Raw genomic sequence first — 19,734 nt, 5'->3', positions numbered from 1 at the left:
TCGGTCACGTCGAGCGACCGGCGACTCTGCGCGACGAGAGTTCGCGCCTCAGGCCAGTTCCTCGATTTTGGCGGCTAGTTCGGCGCCCGTGAGGGGTTCGCGGGCTATTACCGCGATGGTGTCGTCGCCAGCGATGGTGCCCACGATGAAGGGGAGGGCAGCGCGGTCCAGTGCGCTGGCCAAGTAGTGGGCGGCGCCGGGTGGGGTGCGCAGTACGGCGATATTGCCGCTGGCATCGGTGGAGACGAGGAGGTCGCCGAGGAGTTTGGAGAGGCGGTCGGTTCCACCCGTGACACCGCGCACCGGGCTGCCATCTTCGGGCACCACGTAGACACCCGCACCGCCGTCGGCGGCGCGCAGTTTGACGGCGCCGAGTTCATCGAGGTCGCGGGAGAGAGTGGCCTGAGTGGTTTCGATGCCTTCGGCGGCGAGCAGCGCGGCGAGTTCGGTCTGGCTGCGGACCGCGTGGGCCGTCAGCAGTTCGATAATGCGGGACTGGCGGCCGGCGCGGGTTCGAGCGATAGCGGGAGCGGACTTACCCGCGTCGGGCTGGACGGTCATGACCATGCCTCACCGAAACGTCTCGCACCGGGCCCGAAGAAGGCCGTGTTGGATCGGCCGCGGGGCCCCGCGTGGTCACCCCGAGCCCTCGAGTCTGTCGCTGCCGCGGCACCGGATCGCTCGCAAGCACTCACCGCGCCTCACCTCGCTTGGCCAACAACCACACCAGCAGTGCCTTCTGTGCATGCAGCCGATTTTCCGCCTCGTCCCACACCGCGCTATGCGGTCCGTCGAGCACCTCGTCGGTGATCTCCTCGCCGCGATGCGCCGGAAGGCAGTGCAGCACAACGGCATCCGGCTGCGCCTTGGCAAGCAGATCGTCGTTGAGCTGGAACGGACGGAATGGGCCGACGCGATCGAGACCGTCGTTCTCCTGACCCATGGAAGTCCAGGTATCGGTCACCAGAGCATCGGCACCCGCCGCGGCGGCAACCGGGTCGCCGGTGAGGGTGATGGTCGCGCCGGTCTCGGCCGCCCGCTTGCGCGCGGCTTCCAGGATCCATGGCAATGGTTCGAAACCCGTTGGCGCGGCGATGGTTACGTTCATGCCCGCAGTCACACCACCGAGCAGCAGCGAGTGCGCCATATTGTTCGCGCCGTCGCCGAAGTAGGTGAGGTTGCGTCCGACCAGACTGCCCTTGCGCTCGACGAGGGTCTGGAGATCGGCGAGCACCTGACAAGGGTGGAACTCATTGGACAAGGCATTGACGACCGGAACCGTTGCGGTAACCGCCATTTCGTCCAAACGCAGCTGTTCGAAGGTGCGCCACACGATCGCATCGACATAGCGTGAGAGCACCCTGCCGGTATCGCCGAGCGTCTCCTCGCGCCCGAGCTGGGTGTCGCGACCGTCGACCACCACCGCATGCCCCCCGAGCTGCGCAATACCCATCTCGAACGAGAACCGCGTGCGGGTGGAGTTCTTCTCGAAGATCACCCCGACTCCGCGCGGCCCCTCCAGCGGCCGGTGCGCGAACGGGTCCTTCTTCAATTCCGCTGCCAGCGCGAGGATTTCGGCCTGCTCGGCAGGCGTGACATCATCGTCGCGCAGAAAGTGCCGAATCGGTCCACCCGTATCCCGGCCGCCGCCACTCAGGGAATCGCTCCGCGCTGCTGTACTCATTTGTCCCCCTTGGCGTCCGCGATCGCACCGTCGAGAATCTCGGGCAGATCGCCGACGAAATTGTCGGCCTGGGTCTCGGTGAGCACCAGCGGCGGCGCGAGCCGAATGATATTGGGCTTGGGCGCATTCACCAGATAGCCCGCCTCGCGCGCCCGGTTCTCGACCTCGGCCGAGATATCGTCGGTCAGCACGATACCGAGCAGCAGACCCGCGCCCCGCACGTGATCGATCAGCGGGTGCTCGAGCAGTTCGATGCCATCACTGAGCCGCTTGCCGACGGATTCGACATGAGCGAGCAGATCGGTCTCATCGATGGTCCGCAGAACCGCCAAAGCCGCTGCGGCACAGACCGCGTTGCCGCCGAACGTGGTGCCGTGCAGACCCGGCGTCAGCAGATCGGCGGCCGGTCCGGTGGCCAGCACCGCACCGATCGGCAGCCCACCGCCGAGCCCCTTGGCCAGTGTGATCACATCCGGCACAATGCCGAATGCCTGATGCGCGTAGAACTTTCCGCACCGGCCGATACCGGTCTGCACCTCGTCGAGGACCAGCAGCGCACCGTGACGCGCGGTGATCTCCCGCGCCTTCACCAGATAGTCGATCGGCGGCACGACAACGCCGCTCTCCCCCATCATCGGTTCGAGGAATACCGCCGCGGTGTCCTCGTCGACAACCGCCTCGAGCGCCGCCACATCGCCGTAGGGCACATGGACGACACCGGCGGGCATCGGCTCGAACGGCGTCCGCTTGGAGGGCTGTCCGGTGAGCGCGAGCGCACCCATGGTCCGGCCGTGGAAGGCCTCATCGGTCGCGATGATCTTGGGCCGACCGGTCAGCCGCGCCATTTTGAACGCCGCCTCAACGGCCTCGGTGCCGGAGTTGCAGAAGAACGCGCGGCCGTGGCCGTCCCCGAATTCACCGTCACCGAAGTGCGCGAGCAGCCGTTCGGCCAGTTCGATGACCGGTTCGTTGGCGTAGATATTCGAGGTGTGGCCCAATGTACCGAGCTGCTGGGTGACGGCTTCCAGAATCGCCGGATGTGCGTGGCCGAGGCTGTTGACCGCGATACCGCCGAGAAAGTCGACGTAGCGTTTGCCGTCCGCGTCGTAGACCACCGCACCCGCACCGCGCACCAGCGCGACCTTGGGGGTGGCGTAGTTCTTCATCAACGCGGCGGACCACCGCTGTTGCAGCTCTGCTGTGTCACTCATATTTTCGTTCCGTTCAGTGTGTCCGCCGCGCTCGTCGGCAGCGGGGCGGGCGTCACCATCGTTCCGATTCCTTCTCCGGTGAACAGTTCCAACAGCACCGAATGCGGGACCCGACCGTCGATGACATGTGCGGTCGGCACCCCGCCCTGCACGGCGCGCAGGCAGGCTTCCATCTTGGGCACCATGCCCGCATCAAGTCGCGGGAGCAACTCGGCCAGTTCGGCGGCGTCGATGTGCGAGGTGAGCGACGAACGGTCCGGCCAGTTGGTGTACAGGCCCTCGACGTCGGTCAGGATCACCAGCTTTTCCGCGCCGATACCCTCGGCGAGCGCGGCCGCAGCGGTATCGGCATTGATGTTGTGCACCACGCCGTCGGCATCCGGGGCGATGGTGGAGACCACCGGAATGCGCCCCGCGCCGATGAGGTCGAGCACCGCGTCGGCATTCACCTCGGTGACATCGCCGACCAGCCCGATATCTGTCGCCTCGCCGTCGACATCGACGGTGCGTCGAGTCGCGGTGAACAGGCGCGCGTCTTCACCGGAGATGCCGACCGCGTACGGGCCGTGCGCATTGATCAGCCCGACCAGTTCCCGACCCACCTGACCGAACAGCACCATCCGCACCACGTCCATTACCTCGGGTGTGGTGACGCGGAAGCCACCGCGAAATTCGCCTTGCAGCCCAAGCTTTTTCAGCATTGCGCTGATCTGCGGTCCGCCGCCGTGCACCACCACCGGTTGCACACCGACGGTGCGCAGGAACGCCATATCGGCGGCGAAGGCATGTTTCAGGCCCGCATCGATCATCGCATTGCCGCCATATTTGACGACTACGATTTTGTCGCGGAACTTCTGCAGCCACGGCAATGCGTCGGCGAGGACGTGCGCCTTGTCCAACGCCGAAAGTCCCTGCACCGCATCGCTGGTAATGGCTCCGGCTCGCTGGCGCTCACCTTCGCCGTGCCCAGCGATGCCAGCTGTGTTGAGGGTTCGCTCGCCGCGCTCGATCATGAGCTGTAGGCCGAATTCTCTTCGACATAGCCGTGCGACAGATCGGTGGTCCGCACGGTGGCGGTGCCGTCACCGACATTCAGTTCGATCCGCACCTCGATATCGGCGCCGGACAGATCTACCTCGCGCGCACCCGGCGCTCCGACGCTGTCGACGCAGACCGGATTTCCGTTGAACGACACCGAGATCCGGTTCGGATCCAGGGTGATCGGCGCGATGCCGACGGCGGCGAGCACCCGGCCCCAGTTCGGGTCGGAACCGAAGAGCGCGGTCTTGACCAGACTGTCGCGGGCGACGGCGCGCGCCGCGATCAGCGCCTCATCCTCGGAGACCGCACCGGCGACGGTGATCTGCACCCGCTTGGTCACACCCTCCGCGTCGGCCATCAGCTGGGCGGCCAGATCGTCGCAGACCGCGAGCACCGCAGCGTCGAGGTCCTCCTGTGACGGCGTGGCCTCGCTCGCCCCGTTGGCGAGCAGCAACACGGTGTCATTGGTGGAGCAGGAGCCGTCGACATCGAGCCGGTCGAAGGTGAGCCGCGTCGCGTTGCGCAGTGCGCGATCCAGCTGTTCGGCACTCGCGGCGGCATCGGTGGTGAGTACCACCAGCATGGTCGCCAGCGAGGGGGCGAGCATGCCCGCGCCCTTGGCCATGCCGCCGACATTCCACTTGTCGCGGTGGTGGAACGCCGCTTCCTTGGGCACGGTGTCGGTTGTCATGATCGCGTGCGCCGCATCGAGTCCGCCGGACAGTCCGCCGCCCATTTCGTGCACGATCTCGGTGACGGCCGGGATCACCTTGTCCATCGGCAGCCGATCGCCGATCAAACCCGTTGAGCAGACCGCGATTTCGCCCGCGCCGGTTTCGGTGCCCCAATTGCTCAGCGCCTTGGCCAATTCCTCGGCGGTCTGGTGGGTATCCTGGAATCCGCCTGGACCGGTACAGGCATTGGCTCCACCGGAATTCAGGATCACCGCACGCAAGCGGCCAGTGGTGAGCACCTGCTGCGACCACAGCACCGGTGCGGCCTTCACCTGGTTGCGGGTGAACACGCCCGCGGCCGCGTATTCCGGGCCCTCGTTGAATACCAGTGCCAGATCGGGTTTTCCGCTGGCCTTGATGCCAGCGGCGATGCCAGCAGCCCGGAAGCCGAGCGGTGCGGTCACGCCCTGGCTCCGGACCAGCTTGCCTGCCGGAGTTCCGATCGTCGTCACGGTGCCACTCCTACGGTGGAAAGTCCTGCGGTCTCGTCGAATCCGACCGCCAGATTCATGGATTGAACCGCGGCGCCCGCGGTGCCCTTGGTCAGGTTGTCGATCGCGCCGATCACCACCAGCAGTCCGGCATCGGCATCCACCGCGACCTGGAGGGTGACGGCATTGGAGCCGAGTACCGAACCCGTCTGCGGCAGTGTGCCTTCTGGCAGCAGCTGCACGAATGGTTCGTCGGCGTAAGCCTTTTCATAGACCGCGCGAGCCTGTTCAGCGTCGGCTCGGGTCGGGGCCGTGCAGGTCGCGAGGATGCCACGCGGCATCGGCGCCAGCACCGGGGTGAACGACACGGCGACCTCGCTACCACCGGCGGCCCGCAGGTTCTGCGCGATTTCCGGGGTGTGCCGGTGCGCGCCCGCGATGCCATAGGCCCGCACCGAACCCATCACCTCGGAGCCGAGCAGACCGATATCGAGTTTGCGGCCCGCGCCCGAAGTACCGCTCACCGCAACAACATTCACCTTCGGTTCGACGATTCCGGCCGCGATCGCGGGTGCCAGCGCGAGGCTGGCGACCGTGGGATAGCAACCGGGAACGGCGATCCGGTGCGCGCCGCGCAGTCGCTCGCGCCCGCCCGGCAGTTCCGGTAGGCCATAGGGCCAGCTGCCCGCGTGCGTGGTGCCGTAGTACTTCTCCCAGGCGACCGCGTCGGTCAGCCGGAAGTCGGCGCCGCAGTCGATGATCACCGTCGACTCCGGCAGCTGCTCCGCGATGGCCGCCGATTGGCCGTGCGGCAGGCCGAGGAAGACGATGTCATGGCCGGCCAGCTCGTCGAGCGTGGTCGGCGCGAGCACGCGGTCGGCTAGGGGCAGCAGGTGCGGCTGGAGCTCCCCCAGCGTGCTACCCGCATTCGATCCCGCGGTCAGCGCCCCGATGACGAGGCGCCCGTCGCGGTAGGCCGGATGACCGAGCAAGAGACGCAGCACCTCGCCGCCGGCGTATCCACTGGCACCGGCGACAGCAACCCGCAACACTGGGTTACTCGACGAATCAACCATGTGATGATTATGCACGATTATGCAAGCTCATTCATGAACGGGGGTCTGCATAGCCCAGCCGGACCCTTGTCACCAGGCCGTTCCGTTATACGCCTGAGCGGTCATACCCGGAAAGAACCCATCTCAATCGGGTTGATGAGATTTAGCACCCGCCCCGACGGGGACAGACGGGAGTCCCAGGATCGTGGTGGACCCGCCTGTCCATCAGACCGGTGCTCACCGCGACCTGAGTAGCGACCACGATGATCAACAGTCCAGCAGCGGCGTAGAACCCGAGTTGGACGCGCTACCGGGGCCGTGGACGGTCGCTCAGTGCGGACGAGGTGTTCAGGCAACCGTGGCAGGATCGATGCCGAGCGCCTCCCGCAGGCCCCTTTCGCCCTTCGGAGTGAGGCGGACAGCGCGGCCGGAGCCGACGCGCCGCACCCAATCCAGTACCTGCAACCGGCGGCACAACTGTGCTCCGGCAGCACCGCCGAGGTGGGTGCGGCGTTCGGTCCAGTCGAGGCAGGGGCGGGCAATCGGGCGGCGAGTCCGCAGCGTGTTCGCCTCGATGCCCATCGGGCCCGTCAGCCACGCCAGACCCGCGTCGGTGAGGGCGAAGCCGCTGTCGTCATCGAGTAGTTCGCGCTCGGTCATGGCATCGGTGATCGCGACGCCGAGTCGGCCCGCGAGATGGTCGTAGCAGGTTCGGCCGCGGGCCAGGGCCGCAGCCGCGGTGGACGCGCGAAGCGTCGTGGACTCGGGCCGTGCCGGTTCCAGGTGGGCGACCATGGTCTCCAATAACTCGGCGACCTGCGAGCTCGCCAGCTGCACGTAGCGGTGCCTGCCCTGCCGGCGTTCGATGAGTAGACCACCATCGAACAGCCGGTTCAGATGTTCGGTCGCGGTGGATGGCGCCACTCCGGCATGGCGGGCCAGCTCGCCCGCCGTCCAAGCGCGACCGTCGAGCAGTGCCAGGCACATATCGGCGCGGGTGCGGTCGGCCAGCAGGGTGGCCAGTCCGGCCAGCTCGGCTCCTCGGGTTTGCACCACCCTATGATCGCGCCGGGTTGATTCGGCGACCACCGAAACGTCGGCGGGATAGCGTCGCGACATGAACAGTCCTGTGATCACCGATCCCGATCGGGTGCGGGCGGTATTGGCCGATGCCCCGATGCCCGCGGTTTCTCGCGACGTGCCACCGGCCGGGATCGCGTGGCTGCGCGCCACCGTCGCCCGATTCTGTGACGGGGCCGAACATGATCGGCGGCGAGGCCTGGTCGTGGCGGAATTGGCGCGGCTGGCTCCCGAGGTGCTGCGCGCACGGGCCAGGATGACCGATGGGAAGCTGCCGCATGTTCGCGTGCTAGCGGAAGCGCTTGGGCTCCAGGATATCTCGCTATCGTCCGTCGCCGTGGCCGCCGCGCACTACCAGCCCCACGAACCCGACAGCCCGGAGGCGGATCGGGCCGTCACGGAATTGGTCGGCGCCTGCGGCGGAGTGGCCGATGAGCGGACGGCCGCGCGGATCGGTCTGCTGATCCAGGCTTGTCAGGCGACAGGTGCGCTGGTGGACAACGCACGTCGGCTCGCAGGTGCGGGTGCCGCCGATGAGATCATCGCGCGAACGTTGGTCGAGGATCCACCGGTGCGCCGCACCCGCCGCGTCCTCGACGATGAACTGGTCGAACTCGACCTCACCGGCGCAGGTCTGGGATTCGGCGCAGGGCCGCATGTCTGCCCCGGTCGCGACCATGCCATCGCCATCGCCACCGGAATCATCGAGGGGTCATGACGAACAAGACGAAGGCTTTTCACGATCTGCACCACGGGGCCGGGCCGCTGGTGCTGCCCAATGCCTGGGACTTCGGGTCGGCCGCCGTGCTGGCCGCGGAGGGGTTTGCGGCGATCGGGACCACCAGTCTGGGTGTCGCGGTGGCGGCTGGTCTCACCGATGGCGCCGGTGTCACGCGCGATGAAACACTTGCGCTGGCAACGAGACTCGCGCGGCTACCGGTGCCGGTCACCGTCGATATCGAGGGTGGGTTCAGCGAAGACCCGGGAACGGTTGCCGAATATGTCGCGCAGCTGGCCGGTTTGGGCATCGCCGGAGTGAATCTCGAGGATGGGCGGGCAGATACGGCTCTGGCCGAGCCCGGGCACCAGGCGGAGTTGATCGCCGCGATCAAGTTGCGCGCGCCCGAGTTGTTCGTCAATGCCCGGGTCGATACGTATTGGCTGCGGCTGCAACAGGGTTCGACTCTGGCTCGCGCCGAGGAATATGTGAAGGCCGGTGCCGATGGGGTTTTCGTGCCCGGCGTGACCGATCCGGATCAGATCGGCCGGATCGTCGCGGCGGTGCCGCTGCCGGTCAACATGTTGTACTCGGTCGCCGGGCCGTCGATCGCGGAACTCGCGGCCTTGGGTGTGCGGCGCATCAGCACGGGATCGCTGCTGTATCGCGCGGCGCTGGCCGGGATCGTGGATGTAGCGCGGGCGGTGCGCGACGGCGGGGCCATTCGCTCCGGCATTCCCAGCTACCGCGAAATCCAGGCGATCACGGGGTCGTAAGAAACCGCCGAAAGATTTCTGTCCGCGATGTCGATTCAGCGGGTAGCCGCTCGTGTAGGAGGTGAAGCCGGTAGCGGACCGGCCAGCAACAGGAAGGACTTCCTCATGAGCAAGATCATCGCTGTCGAGCACGTCACCCTGGACGGCGTCATGCAGGCCCCCGGCCGGGCCGACGAGGACGTCAGGGACGGTTTCCGCCACGGCGGCTGGGCGCATCGCCACGACGATCCCGTGCAAGCCGAGGTGATGGGCGAGCATATGGCGACCCATCACGGTGCGCTGCTGCTCGGACGGCGGACCTACGAGGACTTCTACGGTTTCTGGCCGCAGCAAACCGACAATCCGTACACCGACGTGTTGAACAAGACCGAGAAGTTCGTCGCCTCCCGGACGTTGACCGAACCGTTGCCTTGGGAAAACTCGACACTGCTCGGCGGCGACGTTGTCGCCGCGGTGCGCGAGCTGCGACAGGATCTCGTGGTGCTCGGCAGCGGCAATCTGCTGCAAACGTTGATGCGCAATGAGCTCGTCGACGAGTATCTATTGATGACCCATCCGATCGTGGTCGGCGGCGGGCGGCGATTGTTCGAGGGCGCGGACCTCGGCGAATTGCGACTCATCGATAGCGTCACCACCCCCACCGGCGTGGTGATCGCCACCTACCAGCGGGGATGAGGAGGACTCGTGAAGCAGTATCTGCTCAGCATCTATCAGCCCGATGACACGCCGCCGCCGGACGATCTCGACGAGATCATGCGCGACCTGTACGCGCTGAACGACGAGATCCGTGCCGCGGGCGCTTGGGTTTTCGCCGCGGGCCTACATGCGCCGAGCACCGCCACCGTGCTGCGCGCCCAGGGCAACGATGTGCTCGTCACCGACGGGCCGTATGTCGAAAGTAAGGAGCACATCGGCGGATTCACCGTCATTCAGGCGGCCGATCTGGACGAGGCGCTCGACTGGGGCAAGCGGATGGCCGCCGTGCTCACGCTGCCGATCGAGGTCCGGCCGGTGGCCGATCACTGAGATGGTCACCGACGCCGCGATCGCGGCCGTATTCAGCGAACATTACGGCCGCGCGGTCGCCAGCCTGATCCGCGTCTTCGGCGATATCACCATCGCCGAAGACGCGGTGCAGGATGCGTTCACCGCGGCGGTACAACGCTGGCCGACCGACGGACTCCCGCCGAGCCCGCCGGGTTGGATCATCACCACTGCACGCAATCGAGCCATCGATCGCTTGCGGCGCGAGGCATCTCGCGACGACCGCCATGCCGAGGCTGCACTCCTGCACGCCGACAACGAATCCGACGATATGGGTGCCGTCCAGGACGACCGCCTCCGCCTGATCTTCACCTGCTGCCATCCAGCACTATCGCTGAATACCCAAGTGGCACTGACATTGCGGCTTCTCGGCGGTCTCACCACGCCCGAAATCGCGCACGCCTTCCTGACTTCCGAATCGACCATGGCGCAACGGCTGGTCCGCGCCAAAGGCAAGATCCGCGACGCCCGCATCCCTTACCGAGTCCCCCGCGACGCCGACCTGCCCGCCCGACTGCGCGCAGTCCTGGCCGTCATCTACCTGATCTTCACCGAGGGCCACACCGCCACCTCCGGTGATCGGCTGATACGCACCGACCTATGCGCCGAGGCAATCCGTTTGGGGCGCTTACTCATCGAGCTTATGCCCGACGAGCCGGAAGTACACGGGCTGGTCGCACTGATGCTGCTCACCGAATCGCGCCGAGCCGCCCGCACCGCACCGGACGGATCACTCGTGCCGCTGCCGGAGCAAGACCGTCACCGTTGGGACCGCGCTCTTATCGCTGAGGGCCATGCCCTCGTTCGAGAATGCTTGCGCCGCAACCAACCCGGCCCCTACCAGATCCAAGCCGCAATCAACGCCGTGCATGCCGATGCTCCCGAGCCGGAATCCACCGACTGGCAACAGATCCTGCAGCTCTATGACCAATTGGCCGCCATAGCACCGAGCCCGGTGGTGGCACTGAACCGCGCGGTGGCGGTCGGTGAAGTCGAGGGCCCTGAGGCGGCGCTCACGCTGCTCTGCGAAATCGACCTACCCAATCACCACCTGTACCACGCGATCCGCGCCGACCTCCTCCGCCGACTCGGCCACACCGCACAGGCTATTCAGGCCTACAACGCGGCCATCGCCCACACAGACAACACCGCTGAACAGAGCTTCCTGCGGCGGCACAGGGATGAGCTTGCCTCAGCCGACTGATAGCCGAGTTCACATCCGGCAGGTGCTCTAGCCTCGCAGGGTGCCTCATGCACTGATCGTGGGCGGGTCCGGTGTGATCGGACGCGCTGTCGCCCGCCAGCCCGGCACACGCATCCTCAATATCGCAGATCCGGACACCCCCAGTGCGCTCGACATTTCCCGCACAGTCGCCCGCTACCTCGCCCACGACTGGACCGAGGTGCTGCTGGACGATCACCCATTGGGCGGCACCCCCTGGGACTCCACCACCCCAGTGGTCCTCGACACCTCCGCAGCCATCGCGCTCGGCTATCAACCAGTAGGCGACTATGCGACAACGGTTGCCGCACAACTCGATTGGCTGACTTCCGCCGCCAGATCAGGCGATATCTCGCGAATACTCCCCACCGACGACGATCCATACTTCCGCCAGTTCTTCGACTATCCAGCCGAAGACGAGTTCCTCGCCGGGAGATGATCTGCGCCGAAGTTCGCTTCGCGTGTCGCTACCACTGCGGCGAGTAGCCGCCCATGACCCGCAACCCGCCGACCCCGCACCGATCGATTCGGCGGTGATCACTGCTGAACTGCGCAGATTGATCCACCGCCAGGGTCACGAATACCGACTGCTCGGCGCAGTCGAGGTGTGAACGGGCGAATACGACTGGGGATGTTCATGCGAGGCGACCTCCGCCGTCGACGTGGAGGGTGGTGCCGGTCAGGAAGGGGTTGGTGAGGGCCAGGAGTGCGGCTGCGGAGATGTCGAAGGGGTGGCCGATTCGGCGGGCGGGGCTGGCGGTCGCGATGTTGGTGAGGAACTGCTGCTTGTCCGCGCCCATTGCGTCCCAGGCGCCGGAATCGACGATGCCTGGGGACAACGCGTTCACCCGGATCGGGGCGAGTTCGACTGCTAGTGCTTCGGCGAGAAAGCTCACCGCGCCGTTGGTGGTGGCCATGACCGCCCGTCCCGGCGCGGGCCGCCAAGCCGCGACGCCGGAGAACAGGAGGATCGCGCCCCCGCCGTGAATTCTGGGGGCGAAGTGTTTGGCGAGCAGGAGAGGGCCGATAACCTTCGCGTCGAATGCCTGATCGACGGCGCTTCGATCCAGCTGCGTCACAGGACCGTTGGCGTGTGCGGCCGCCACCGAGACCAGGTAGTCCAGGTTGCCGATCTGCTCGGCGAGCACGCGGATCGAATCCTCATCGGTCAGGTCGACCGTCGCGCCGACCACAGACGCACTCGGCCCGGACGGATCGTGAGCGCCGTTGGTCGCATAGTCGTCCACAATCCGGGCAACCGCACGATCGACGGCCTCGCGATCCCGTCCGGCGAGCACGACATGCGCACCCGCATCAAGCGCGTCCGCGGCGATCTGCCGCCCGATTCCGGAACGTCCTCCGATGACGAGCAGCTTCTTCCCATTCATCGCATCCGACATGTTTTGCCTCCTCGGTGTTTGTTGCCTTTCACCGAGATCGAACGTGGTCCGGCACCGCCACAATCCCATCGCGCCATGAATCTTTTCTCAGTTTTCGATAGAATCTCCGAATGGCAACACTGCGCGCCCTGGAATGCCTTGTCGCCGTGCTGGATTACGGCTCCGTGACCGAAGCCGCCGCGCGCCTGCACATGTCGCAGCCCGCCTTGTCGCATCAGATCGCGGCCCTGGAACGCGAAATCGGCACGCCGGTGGTGCAGCGGCTGCCGCGCGGCGTACGCCCGACCGCGGCAGGCCGGGCGATCGTCGCGGACGCGCGGGCCGCGCTCACCGCCGCGGAGCGGGTCGTCAGCACCGGCCGCGCCATCGCTGAGGGCACCGAGGGACAACTTCGCATCGGTTGCGCGGAGAGCATGACGGCCGGACTGCTCGCGCCGGTCCTGCGTGCCTGGCATCGGCGAAGCCCAGGCATCCACCTCGCATTGACGGAACTGTCGAGCGCCGACGCGCTGGCTGAACTGGCCGCGTCGGGGCAGGTGGATATCGCGATCGGTCCCCAGCCTGCGCATTGGGACGGACAGTTGGATGTCATCGGCACGGAGGAGATCGTCGCGGTCTTGCCGACCACCGAACAGACAAGTTCGGCACTGACTTTCGCCGATATCGCGGCCCAACCGATCGTGCATTATCACCCGGACAACGGCCTCGGCGTCTGGCTCGACCAGATCGCCGCCGACCACAGCGTCACCCTCACCGCGGCGACCCGAACCCGTCAGGCCACCACCGCAGCCCAGCTGGCGGCCGCCGGACTCGGCGTCGCACTGGTCCCGACCACCGCGTTGACCGCGTCGTTCAGCGGCGCGGTAGCCAGTATGAAACCACGTCTGACCCGGAACGTCGTGGCCTTGACCTGCACGCCGAATGATCCACTGGTACAACGCTTCACAGCTGACCTGCATCGTCGCGGCATTCCAGTTCCCGCGTCGATCGCAGCCCAGCTCACCCCTCGCTGACGGGAGAGCACCGAGTTCGGCATCCTCGCCATCGCTCGCAGCGCAGAGACGTAGCCAGCGCAGTCCGCGTGGCTGCACCACGCGCCGGTTATTAATGCCACGCGGACCCGCAGCACCCACCGAGATCGCCCCGGCGGTGATTTTCCCCGAACTGGTCGGCCCTGATCACCGCCGACAAGCCACCTACCGCTCAGTGCTTGCGCACCACCCGCTCCCCCTGTCCCGGCTTCCAGATGGTGATGTCCAGGTGATCGTCGATGACCTCGACGGTGGAGGCGCTGGTCAGATCTGCGGTGTAGAAGTGGTCGAACTCTTGGTCGCGGATGTCGAATCCGGATTCGTCGAACAACTGTTGTGCGAAGCGGGCGTGCACGTCTTTGTCCGGGAGGTCGATAACCGTGCCGAAGAGCTTTGCGTCACCGTCGCCGACCTGTGTGTCGACGGTCGCGGTGTGCAGGCAGAAGCGGGGGTCGCGGGCGAGATCCTTGAACTTGGTGGTGTTCGGCATGCCCGCGATCACCAGCATGTCCTCGAAAATCCGCGGTTCGACGGGGCTGATGCGCGGGAAACCGTCGGAGCGCAGGGTACCGAGCATGCAGAGATTGCCGGTGGCCTGGTGGCGACGAGTGAACACGGTCGCGATGCGTGGGGCTTCTTCGGTGAACTGGCTCCATGTGGTCATGCGGTCGACGGTACGAGCCAAACATGACATCTTCTGTCAGGTTTTATGGCTAATCTCGAATCATGCGAGCGAGTCGACTGGTGCAGCTGTTGTTGCTGCTGCAGACCCGCGGCCGGACCACGGGGCCGGAGCTGGCGCGCGAGCTGGAGGTGTCGGTGCGCACGGTGTATCGCGATATCGAGGCGCTGTCGGCGGCGGGCGTGCCGATCTACAGCGAACCGGGTCGGACCGGTGGCGTGCGGCTGGTCGACGGGTACCGCACCCGGTTGACCGGTCTCACCACCGAGGAAGCCGATGCGGTACTGCTCGCAGGACAACCTGCGGCCGCCGCCGATCTCGGACTAGGCACGGTATTGGCGACCGCGCAGCTCAAGGTGCTGGCCGCATTGCCACCCGAATTGCGCGGCCGGGCAACACGAATCGCGGAACGTGTGCACGTGGATGCGCCGGGCTGGTTCCGCCGCCCCGACGAAACACCAACGCTGGCAGCGGTTGCCGATGCGTTGTGGCACGACAGGCGACTCGATATCCATTATCGGCGTAAGGATCGCGCCGTCGAACGCCGCCTCGATCCGCTCGGCCTCGTGTTGAAGGCCGGAACTTGGTATCTCGTCGCACGCGACGGATCGGCAATCCGCTCCTATCGGGTCAGCCGGATCACCTCGGTTGTGCCGTCGGGCGAATCCTTCACGCGGCCAAATGATTTCAACCTCGCTGCGCATTGGTCGGAATCCGCCGATGATTTCGCCCGATCGATGCTTCGAGTGCGGGCTCGCTGCCGGATCGCGGCCGCCCAGCTGCCGCTGCTCCGGTTGATGATCGAGCCCGCCGCGGTCGTCGAGGCGATGGCATCGGCAACCGAACCGGACGCCGAGGGCTGGGTTGAAGCAACCATTCCCTCGGAGTCCTACGAGGTTCTAGCGAGTGCGATCCTGCCGCTCGGCCAATTCTGTGAGGTTCTCGACCCGCCAGAATTCCGCGACCGGCTCGCTGCCACGGCCTTCGCGATGGCCGAGCGCTATCGAGGCCCGCGAGTTCCCTGAGCCCACCCACCCAGCGCAAAGAGTGTGCGCAACCTCAGCGCAGCGAGCGGAAGAATGCGCGCACATCGCTGGTCAGCAGATCCGGCGCCTCCATTGCCGCGAAGTGACCGCCCCGGTCGTATTCGGTCCATCGCACGATGTTGTGCTGCTGCTGCGCGAGCACACGAATGGAATTGTCACCGGCGAATACCGCTGCCGCAGTCGGCACGCCGGAATTCCGCAGCGGCATCCCCCACGAGTCCCCCTCCCCGTACAGCCGGATCGAGGAGACGAAGGTCCTGGTGAACCAATAGAGGCTGACATTGGTCAGCAGCGCATCGCGATCCACCGCTGCATCGGGCAATTCGAGCGCGGGATTGGTCCAGCGCTGAAAGAGATCCACGATCCAGGCCAGCAGCCCGGCGGGCGAATCGTGCATGCCGATGGCCAGGGTCTGCGGGCGGCCCGCCTGCACCATCGCATAGCCGTACCGGGTGTAGCTCTCGCTCCCAGTGAGTTTGTCCAACTTCGCCCGATCCTCGGGGCTGTAGTCCGGCTCTGTTCCGTCATCGCTCCAGGACGGCAGTGTGATCGGACCGTTCACATGGATGCCGAGCACATGGTCGGTGGCAATGCGCCCCAGTTCGGTCGAGACGAAGAAACCCGCGTCACCGCCCTGCGCCCCGTACCGGTCGTAGCCGAGCCGGGCCATCAACTTTGCCACCACCTGCGCGAACTGCTCTGTCGAACCGTCCCCGACCTTCGGCCCGACCTCGGAGAAGGCGAATCCGGGCAACGACGGGATGACCAGATGGAATGCATCGGCCGGATCCCCGCTGTGCGTGCGCGGGTCGCTCAAAGGCCCGATCACATCGAGGAATTCGACGAACGAGCCGGGCCAGCCGTGGTTCAAAACCAACGGCACGGCATCGGGTTCGGGCGAGCGGACGTGCAGGAAATGCACCTGCTGTCCGTCGATCTCGGTGACGAACTGCGGCAGCTCGTTCAGTCGCGCTTCGACCGCGCGCCAATCATATTCGGACCGCCAGTACTCTGCGAGGTCCCTCATATACGAGATGGATGCGCCCTTATCCCAACCGCCGCCCGGGATTTCATCCGGCCACGCGGTATTCGCCAGCCGGGCGTGCAGGTCATCGATCCGGGCCTGCGGGATCTCGATGCGGAAGGGGCGGATGTCCTGTTCGGTGCTCATGGAAACGACGCTATGACCCCCTTAGGACAGGCACGTTCCTAAGAATCTGACATTCTGGATTTCGTGTTGGAGACCTCGGCGCGCCTGCTCAAATTGCTCGCCCTGCTGCAGACCCACCGCGACTGGGCCGGAGCCGAACTCGCCGAACGACTCGGCGTCACCGGCCGCACGGTCCGCCGCGATGTGGATCGGCTGCGTGAACTCGGCTACCCGGTGCACGCCACACAGGGCACCGCGGGCTATCGGCTGGGCGCCGGGGCTGCCCTGCCGCCACTGTTGCTCGATGACGAGGAGGCCGTCGCGGTGGCGGTCGGCCTGCGCAGCGCCTCCGATGGCACCGTCGCGGGTATCGAGGAGGCATCGCTGCGCGCACTCAGCAAACTCGAGCAGGTGCTGCCGCCGCGACTGCGCCACCGCGTCCGCACGCTGCATGGCGCGACGGTTCGGGTCGGGACACCGGACGCAACGGTCGAACCGGACACCTTGATGGCCGTCGCCGAGGCCTGTCAACGGCACGAACGCCTGCGCTTCGACTATCGCGCGCACAGCGGCGCCACCACCCGTCGTACGGTGGAGCCGCACAGCCTGGTGCACTTCAGCAGGCGGTGGTACCTCGTCGCCTGGGATGTCGATCGCGGTGACTGGCGCACCTTCCGGGCCGACCGCGTCTCGCCCCGAACACCCACCGGCCCAAGCTTCACTCCGCGTGAGCTCCCGGAAGGCGATGTCGCGGCGCACCTTTCGCTACAACTGTCGTCCCGGGCGTGGCCGCATCAGGCAATTGCCCTGCTGCACAAGTCCGCCGAGGATGCCGCGGCGAATGTCTGGCCCGGCATGGGCGTCATCGAAGCCGTCGACGACCACAGCTGTCATCTGCACGTCGGCGCGGATACGCCGGAGGCACTGGTCTGGATGATCACCTCGGTGGATATCGACTTCACACTGCTCAGCGGCCCACCCGAACTCGTCACTGCCATCCGGGCCCAAGCCGACCGCTGCGCAACCGCCCTCCGCAACTTCGACTGATTCGCTCGACAACGCCGATCGAACACCGCCACAGGCGCTTTCACCTGCACCGACAACGGCATTGAGTCGCATGGCCGCCCGCCCCGCGACCACCGGCACCCGACTCCCCTTGCGCGACAGCACCCCATACGCCCCGACCGGTGGACGACTCGACGGCTTTCACCACGCATGCGGCCATTACAGACCGCAGCCGAATGGCGGCCCGCTACGCCCTGACCCTGGACGCGACAGCCCGCCATTGCCACGAATTGGTCAGCCCGGCAACGGGATTCGATCACGATGCCGGGCTGATGCGAGCTCAGCCGACAATCGCGAACAGCACCGCCGCAACCGCGAAACTCACCACCGACAGCACGGTTTCGAGCACCGTCCAAGTCTGCAGCGTCTGCTTCACCGTCAGGTTGAAGTACTTCGAAATGATCCAGAAGCCACCGTCGTTCACGTGGCTGAGGATGATCGAACCCGCCGCGATCGCCATGGCGATGAGTGCGATGGCCATCTGCGAGTATCCGTGCCCGGTGACCAGCGGCGCGACAATACCGCCGGTGGTCACGATAGCGACGGTAGCCGAGCCCTGGGCGACGCGCAGACCACAGCTGATGATGTAAGCGAGCACGATCACCGGCAGTCCGGCGGCCGACATGGTGTCGGCGAGCGCGGTGCCGATGCCGGTGGCGGAGATGACCTTTCCGAAGAACGCACCCGCACCGACCACCAGCAACAGCATACCGACCGGCTTCAGCGATTCCGCGGTGAGCGTACTGAGTTCCTGCACACTGGAACCGCGCCGCACGCCGAGCAGATAGAAGGCGACGAGCACCGCGATCAGTAGCGCGACGGCGGGCGTGCCGAGGAAGGTGAGCACCTGCAGCAGTCGCGACTCCTTGTCCAGCCATTGGCTGCCGAAGGTCGCGCCGAGAATGAGCACCAGCGGAATCGCGATAATGCCGCCGATGAGACCGACTGCGGGCGGACGTGTCTCGGTGCGTACTGCCTCCGGATCCGTTGCGGTCCCCGGACCTTCGCCTTTCGCCGCAGGCTCGGCTTCCGGCCGCACCAGGAATTCGGCAGGCACCTCGACCTGCACCCGCTTACCGATGTAGGTGCCCCACACGATGCCTGCGGCAATGAAACCCGGGATGCCGCAGATGAATCCCATGATTATCAGCCAGCCCAGGCTCACCCCGAGCAGACCACCAAGTGCGACCGGCCCTGGATGCGGCGGCAGGAAGGCGTGGGTCATGGACAGACCGGCCAACATCGGCATGGCATACAGCACCAGCGATCGACCACCGCGCTTGGCGGCCACATAGATCAGCGGCGCGAGCACGAAGATGCCGATATCGAAAAAGACCGGGATGCCGAAGATGAGCCCGAGCAGACCCATGGCGACCGGTGCGCCTTTCTCGCCGAAGATGCTCAACAGCTTGCCGGTCAAAACGTCCGCGCCACCGGAACGTTCGAGAATCGCGCCGAGCACCGTGCCGAGGCCGATAATGACCGCGATATGCCCGAGGATGCCGCCGAAACCGGTCTCCAGCAGCGAATCACCGGGCTTGATCGCCGTACCGACGATCTTCGACACCGGTAGTCCGGCGGCCAGCGCCAGCCCGAGTCCGGTGAGCAGCAGCGCGATGAACGGCTCCAGCTTGACCTTGATAATAGCGAGCAGCAGTACGGCAATCGCGAGACCGCACAGCACCAACAATCCGGGTGTTGTAGTGCGTAGCCAGTCGACAGTGGTGCCCATGTGGGTACCTCTCAATTCATGGATCGAACGAATAACGCCGCGCGCGAGGCGATTTCGGACCATCGGCCCGCGGCGACGTCGGATGGGGCCACGACATCGGTACCCGCGGTCACGGCCACGGCTCCGTTGGCGAGGAATTCGGCGGCATTGCCCGCATTGACGCCCCCGGAGGGAATGAGCGCCGCATCGGGGAAGGGGCCGCGCAGGTCTTTCAAATAGCCTGGACCGAGCGCCCTGGCGGGGAAGATCTTCACCGCGGCGGCGCCGAGGTCGAGTGCGGTGAGTACCTCGGTCGGTGTGAAAGCGCCCATGACGACCGGAATATCGCGCTCGGCCGCGACGGCCGCGACCTCCGCACGCACACCGGGTGTTACGAGGAACCGTGCGCCGCTATCTATCGCGGCCTTGGCCTGATCGGCATGCAGTACGGTTCCGACACCGACAACCGCATCAGGGGCCGTTGCGGCGATACGTAAGTAATCGAGCACACCCGGTGTCGTGAAGGTGAGCTCTAACGTACGAATCCCCGAGCGTGCCAACGCATCCGCAAGTGCCAGCGGGTCCGGAATCTCCGGCGCACGCACCACACTCAGCACGCGGTCGGCGCGTATGACCTCCAGAGCGCTCATGGT

Annotated in this window: 22 protein-coding genes; 10 read left to right on the top strand and 12 right to left on the bottom strand. The window is 66.2% G+C overall.

Annotation, left to right across the window (positions count from 1 at the left end):
• Window positions 1-48: 48 nt before the first annotated feature.
• The 7 genes from ACIBI6_RS38760 to ACIBI6_RS38730 form a co-directional block, all read right to left on the bottom strand.
• The gene (locus tag ACIBI6_RS38760; protein WP_040689265.1) at window positions 49-561 is read right to left on the bottom strand and encodes an arginine repressor; all 513 of its coding nucleotides are present in this window, start codon (window positions 559-561) and stop codon (window positions 49-51) included.
• Window positions 562-691: 130 nt separating this feature from the next.
• Complete coding sequence (argF, locus tag ACIBI6_RS38755; RefSeq protein WP_396960016.1) at window positions 692-1,684, bottom strand: ornithine carbamoyltransferase; 993 nt, start codon at window positions 1,682-1,684, stop codon at window positions 692-694.
• On the bottom strand, window positions 1,681-2,895 hold the full coding sequence (locus ACIBI6_RS38750) for an acetylornithine transaminase (RefSeq protein ID WP_396960014.1): 1,215 nt from the start codon (window positions 2,893-2,895) through the stop codon (window positions 1,681-1,683). Before ACIBI6_RS38750 ends, argF begins: the two co-directional genes overlap by 4 nt.
• Window positions 2,892-3,908 (bottom strand): acetylglutamate kinase, encoded by a 1,017-nt coding sequence (argB, locus tag ACIBI6_RS38745; RefSeq protein ID WP_396960012.1) that lies wholly within the window; start codon window positions 3,906-3,908, stop codon window positions 2,892-2,894. The genes ACIBI6_RS38750 and argB overlap by 4 nt, the downstream gene beginning before the upstream one ends.
• Window positions 3,905-5,122 carry a bifunctional glutamate N-acetyltransferase/amino-acid acetyltransferase ArgJ gene (gene argJ, locus ACIBI6_RS38740; RefSeq protein ID WP_396960010.1) on the bottom strand — a complete coding sequence of 406 codons (1,218 nt, stop codon included), beginning with the start codon at window positions 5,120-5,122 and terminating at the stop codon, window positions 3,905-3,907. The genes argB and argJ overlap by 4 nt, the downstream gene beginning before the upstream one ends.
• Window positions 5,119-6,177, bottom strand: coding sequence for an N-acetyl-gamma-glutamyl-phosphate reductase (argC, locus tag ACIBI6_RS38735; protein WP_396960008.1), 1,059 nt, complete (start codon window positions 6,175-6,177; stop codon window positions 5,119-5,121). Before argC ends, argJ begins: the two co-directional genes overlap by 4 nt.
• A gap of 327 nt (window positions 6,178-6,504) precedes the next feature.
• Window positions 6,505-7,275: an ArsR/SmtB family transcription factor gene (locus tag ACIBI6_RS38730; protein WP_396960006.1), complete on the bottom strand. Its 771-nt coding sequence runs from the start codon at window positions 7,273-7,275 to the stop codon at window positions 6,505-6,507.
• Between ACIBI6_RS38730 and ACIBI6_RS38725 the strand changes: the two genes are divergently transcribed.
• From ACIBI6_RS38725 to ACIBI6_RS38695, 7 genes are all read left to right on the top strand, one after another.
• The gene (locus tag ACIBI6_RS38725) at window positions 7,274-7,954 is read left to right on the top strand and encodes a hypothetical protein (protein WP_396960004.1); all 681 of its coding nucleotides are present in this window, start codon (window positions 7,274-7,276) and stop codon (window positions 7,952-7,954) included. The genes ACIBI6_RS38730 and ACIBI6_RS38725 overlap by 2 nt on opposite strands.
• Entirely contained in the window at window positions 7,951-8,730 is a 780-nt protein-coding gene (locus ACIBI6_RS38720) for an isocitrate lyase/phosphoenolpyruvate mutase family protein (RefSeq protein WP_396960002.1), read from the top strand. The genes ACIBI6_RS38725 and ACIBI6_RS38720 overlap by 4 nt, the downstream gene beginning before the upstream one ends.
• Window positions 8,731-8,835: 105 nt before the next feature.
• Window positions 8,836-9,405 carry a dihydrofolate reductase family protein gene (locus ACIBI6_RS38715; RefSeq protein ID WP_396960000.1) on the top strand — a complete coding sequence of 190 codons (570 nt, stop codon included), beginning with the start codon at window positions 8,836-8,838 and terminating at the stop codon, window positions 9,403-9,405.
• Between the two features lie 9 nt (window positions 9,406-9,414).
• Complete coding sequence (locus ACIBI6_RS38710) at window positions 9,415-9,756, top strand: YciI family protein (protein WP_396959998.1); 342 nt, start codon at window positions 9,415-9,417, stop codon at window positions 9,754-9,756.
• A 1-nt stretch (window position 9,757) separates the two neighbouring features.
• On the top strand, window positions 9,758-10,978 hold the full coding sequence (locus tag ACIBI6_RS38705) for an RNA polymerase sigma factor (protein WP_396959997.1): 1,221 nt from the start codon (window positions 9,758-9,760) through the stop codon (window positions 10,976-10,978).
• Between the two features lie 40 nt (window positions 10,979-11,018).
• The gene (locus ACIBI6_RS38700) at window positions 11,019-11,435 is read left to right on the top strand and encodes a hypothetical protein (protein ID WP_396959995.1); all 417 of its coding nucleotides are present in this window, start codon (window positions 11,019-11,021) and stop codon (window positions 11,433-11,435) included.
• Window positions 11,436-11,457: 22 nt separating this feature from the next.
• On the top strand, window positions 11,458-11,607 hold the full coding sequence (locus tag ACIBI6_RS38695; protein ID WP_396959993.1) for a hypothetical protein: 150 nt from the start codon (window positions 11,458-11,460) through the stop codon (window positions 11,605-11,607).
• Between the two features lie 24 nt (window positions 11,608-11,631).
• Here ACIBI6_RS38695 and ACIBI6_RS38690 read toward each other — a convergent pair whose 3' ends face one another.
• Window positions 11,632-12,396 carry an SDR family oxidoreductase gene (locus ACIBI6_RS38690; protein ID WP_396959991.1) on the bottom strand — a complete coding sequence of 255 codons (765 nt, stop codon included), beginning with the start codon at window positions 12,394-12,396 and terminating at the stop codon, window positions 11,632-11,634.
• 110 nt (window positions 12,397-12,506) lie between these two features.
• Between ACIBI6_RS38690 and ACIBI6_RS38685 the strand changes: the two genes are divergently transcribed.
• Entirely contained in the window at window positions 12,507-13,409 is a 903-nt protein-coding gene (locus ACIBI6_RS38685) for a LysR family transcriptional regulator (protein WP_364352228.1), read from the top strand.
• 190 nt (window positions 13,410-13,599) lie between these two features.
• Here the strand turns inward: ACIBI6_RS38685 and ACIBI6_RS38680 are convergent, their stop codons facing one another.
• Entirely contained in the window at window positions 13,600-14,091 is a 492-nt protein-coding gene (locus ACIBI6_RS38680) for a pyridoxamine 5'-phosphate oxidase family protein (protein ID WP_364352231.1), read from the bottom strand.
• Window positions 14,092-14,153: 62 nt separating this feature from the next.
• Here ACIBI6_RS38680 and ACIBI6_RS38675 point away from each other — a divergent pair, with 62 nt between their 5' ends.
• Window positions 14,154-15,134 carry a helix-turn-helix transcriptional regulator gene (locus tag ACIBI6_RS38675; RefSeq protein ID WP_396959988.1) on the top strand — a complete coding sequence of 327 codons (981 nt, stop codon included), beginning with the start codon at window positions 14,154-14,156 and terminating at the stop codon, window positions 15,132-15,134.
• Between the two features lie 34 nt (window positions 15,135-15,168).
• Here ACIBI6_RS38675 and ACIBI6_RS38670 read toward each other — a convergent pair whose 3' ends face one another.
• A complete protein-coding gene (locus tag ACIBI6_RS38670) occupies window positions 15,169-16,326 on the bottom strand; it encodes an epoxide hydrolase family protein (protein ID WP_396959986.1) in 1,158 nt (385 codons plus the stop codon).
• Window positions 16,327-16,389: 63 nt separating this feature from the next.
• Between ACIBI6_RS38670 and ACIBI6_RS38665 the strand changes: the two genes are divergently transcribed.
• Window positions 16,390-17,352 carry a helix-turn-helix transcriptional regulator gene (locus ACIBI6_RS38665; protein WP_396959984.1) on the top strand — a complete coding sequence of 321 codons (963 nt, stop codon included), beginning with the start codon at window positions 16,390-16,392 and terminating at the stop codon, window positions 17,350-17,352.
• Between the two features lie 298 nt (window positions 17,353-17,650).
• On the opposite strand, the gene ACIBI6_RS38660 is transcribed toward ACIBI6_RS38665, so the two are convergent.
• Both ACIBI6_RS38660 and ACIBI6_RS38655 read right to left on the bottom strand, forming a co-directional pair.
• Window positions 17,651-19,102 carry a gluconate:H+ symporter gene (locus ACIBI6_RS38660; protein WP_364352243.1) on the bottom strand — a complete coding sequence of 484 codons (1,452 nt, stop codon included), beginning with the start codon at window positions 19,100-19,102 and terminating at the stop codon, window positions 17,651-17,653.
• Window positions 19,103-19,113: 11 nt separating this feature from the next.
• Entirely contained in the window at window positions 19,114-19,731 is a 618-nt protein-coding gene (locus ACIBI6_RS38655; protein ID WP_364352246.1) for a bifunctional 4-hydroxy-2-oxoglutarate aldolase/2-dehydro-3-deoxy-phosphogluconate aldolase, read from the bottom strand.
• Window positions 19,732-19,734: the final 3 nt, after the last annotated feature.

This window comes from Nocardia sp. NPDC050412 (assembly GCF_044458825.1).
Lineage (GTDB): Bacteria > Actinomycetota > Actinomycetes > Mycobacteriales > Mycobacteriaceae > Nocardia.
Note: the sequence above shows the minus strand (reverse complement) of the source record. Positions and strands in the feature narration are given on the sequence as shown.

Coding starts and splice junctions, on each gene's coding strand:
- ACIBI6_RS38715 (WP_396960000.1), top strand. CDS start 8,836: ATGAGCAAGATCATCGCTGTCGAGCACGTCACCCTGGACGGCGTCATG.
- ACIBI6_RS38750 (WP_396960014.1), bottom strand. CDS start 2,895: ATGAGTGACACAGCAGAGCTGCAACAGCGGTGGTCCGCCGCGTTGATG.
- ACIBI6_RS38725 (WP_396960004.1), top strand. CDS start 7,274: ATGAACAGTCCTGTGATCACCGATCCCGATCGGGTGCGGGCGGTATTG.
- ACIBI6_RS38675 (WP_396959988.1), top strand. CDS start 14,154: ATGCGAGCGAGTCGACTGGTGCAGCTGTTGTTGCTGCTGCAGACCCGC.
- ACIBI6_RS38670 (WP_396959986.1), bottom strand. CDS start 16,326: ATGAGCACCGAACAGGACATCCGCCCCTTCCGCATCGAGATCCCGCAG.
- argC (WP_396960008.1), bottom strand. CDS start 6,177: ATGGTTGATTCGTCGAGTAACCCAGTGTTGCGGGTTGCTGTCGCCGGT.
- ACIBI6_RS38705 (WP_396959997.1), top strand. CDS start 9,758: ATGGTCACCGACGCCGCGATCGCGGCCGTATTCAGCGAACATTACGGC.
- ACIBI6_RS38720 (WP_396960002.1), top strand. CDS start 7,951: ATGACGAACAAGACGAAGGCTTTTCACGATCTGCACCACGGGGCCGGG.
- ACIBI6_RS38690 (WP_396959991.1), bottom strand. CDS start 12,396: ATGTCGGATGCGATGAATGGGAAGAAGCTGCTCGTCATCGGAGGACGT.
- ACIBI6_RS38655 (WP_364352246.1), bottom strand. CDS start 19,731: ATGAGCGCTCTGGAGGTCATACGCGCCGACCGCGTGCTGAGTGTGGTG.
- ACIBI6_RS38660 (WP_364352243.1), bottom strand. CDS start 19,102: ATGGGCACCACTGTCGACTGGCTACGCACTACAACACCCGGATTGTTG.
- argF (WP_396960016.1), bottom strand. CDS start 1,684: ATGAGTACAGCAGCGCGGAGCGATTCCCTGAGTGGCGGCGGCCGGGAT.
- ACIBI6_RS38760 (WP_040689265.1), bottom strand. CDS start 561: ATGACCGTCCAGCCCGACGCGGGTAAGTCCGCTCCCGCTATCGCTCGA.
- ACIBI6_RS38730 (WP_396960006.1), bottom strand. CDS start 7,275: ATGTCGCGACGCTATCCCGCCGACGTTTCGGTGGTCGCCGAATCAACC.
- ACIBI6_RS38685 (WP_364352228.1), top strand. CDS start 12,507: ATGGCAACACTGCGCGCCCTGGAATGCCTTGTCGCCGTGCTGGATTAC.
- argB (WP_396960012.1), bottom strand. CDS start 3,908: ATGATCGAGCGCGGCGAGCGAACCCTCAACACAGCTGGCATCGCTGGG.
- ACIBI6_RS38680 (WP_364352231.1), bottom strand. CDS start 14,091: ATGACCACATGGAGCCAGTTCACCGAAGAAGCCCCACGCATCGCGACC.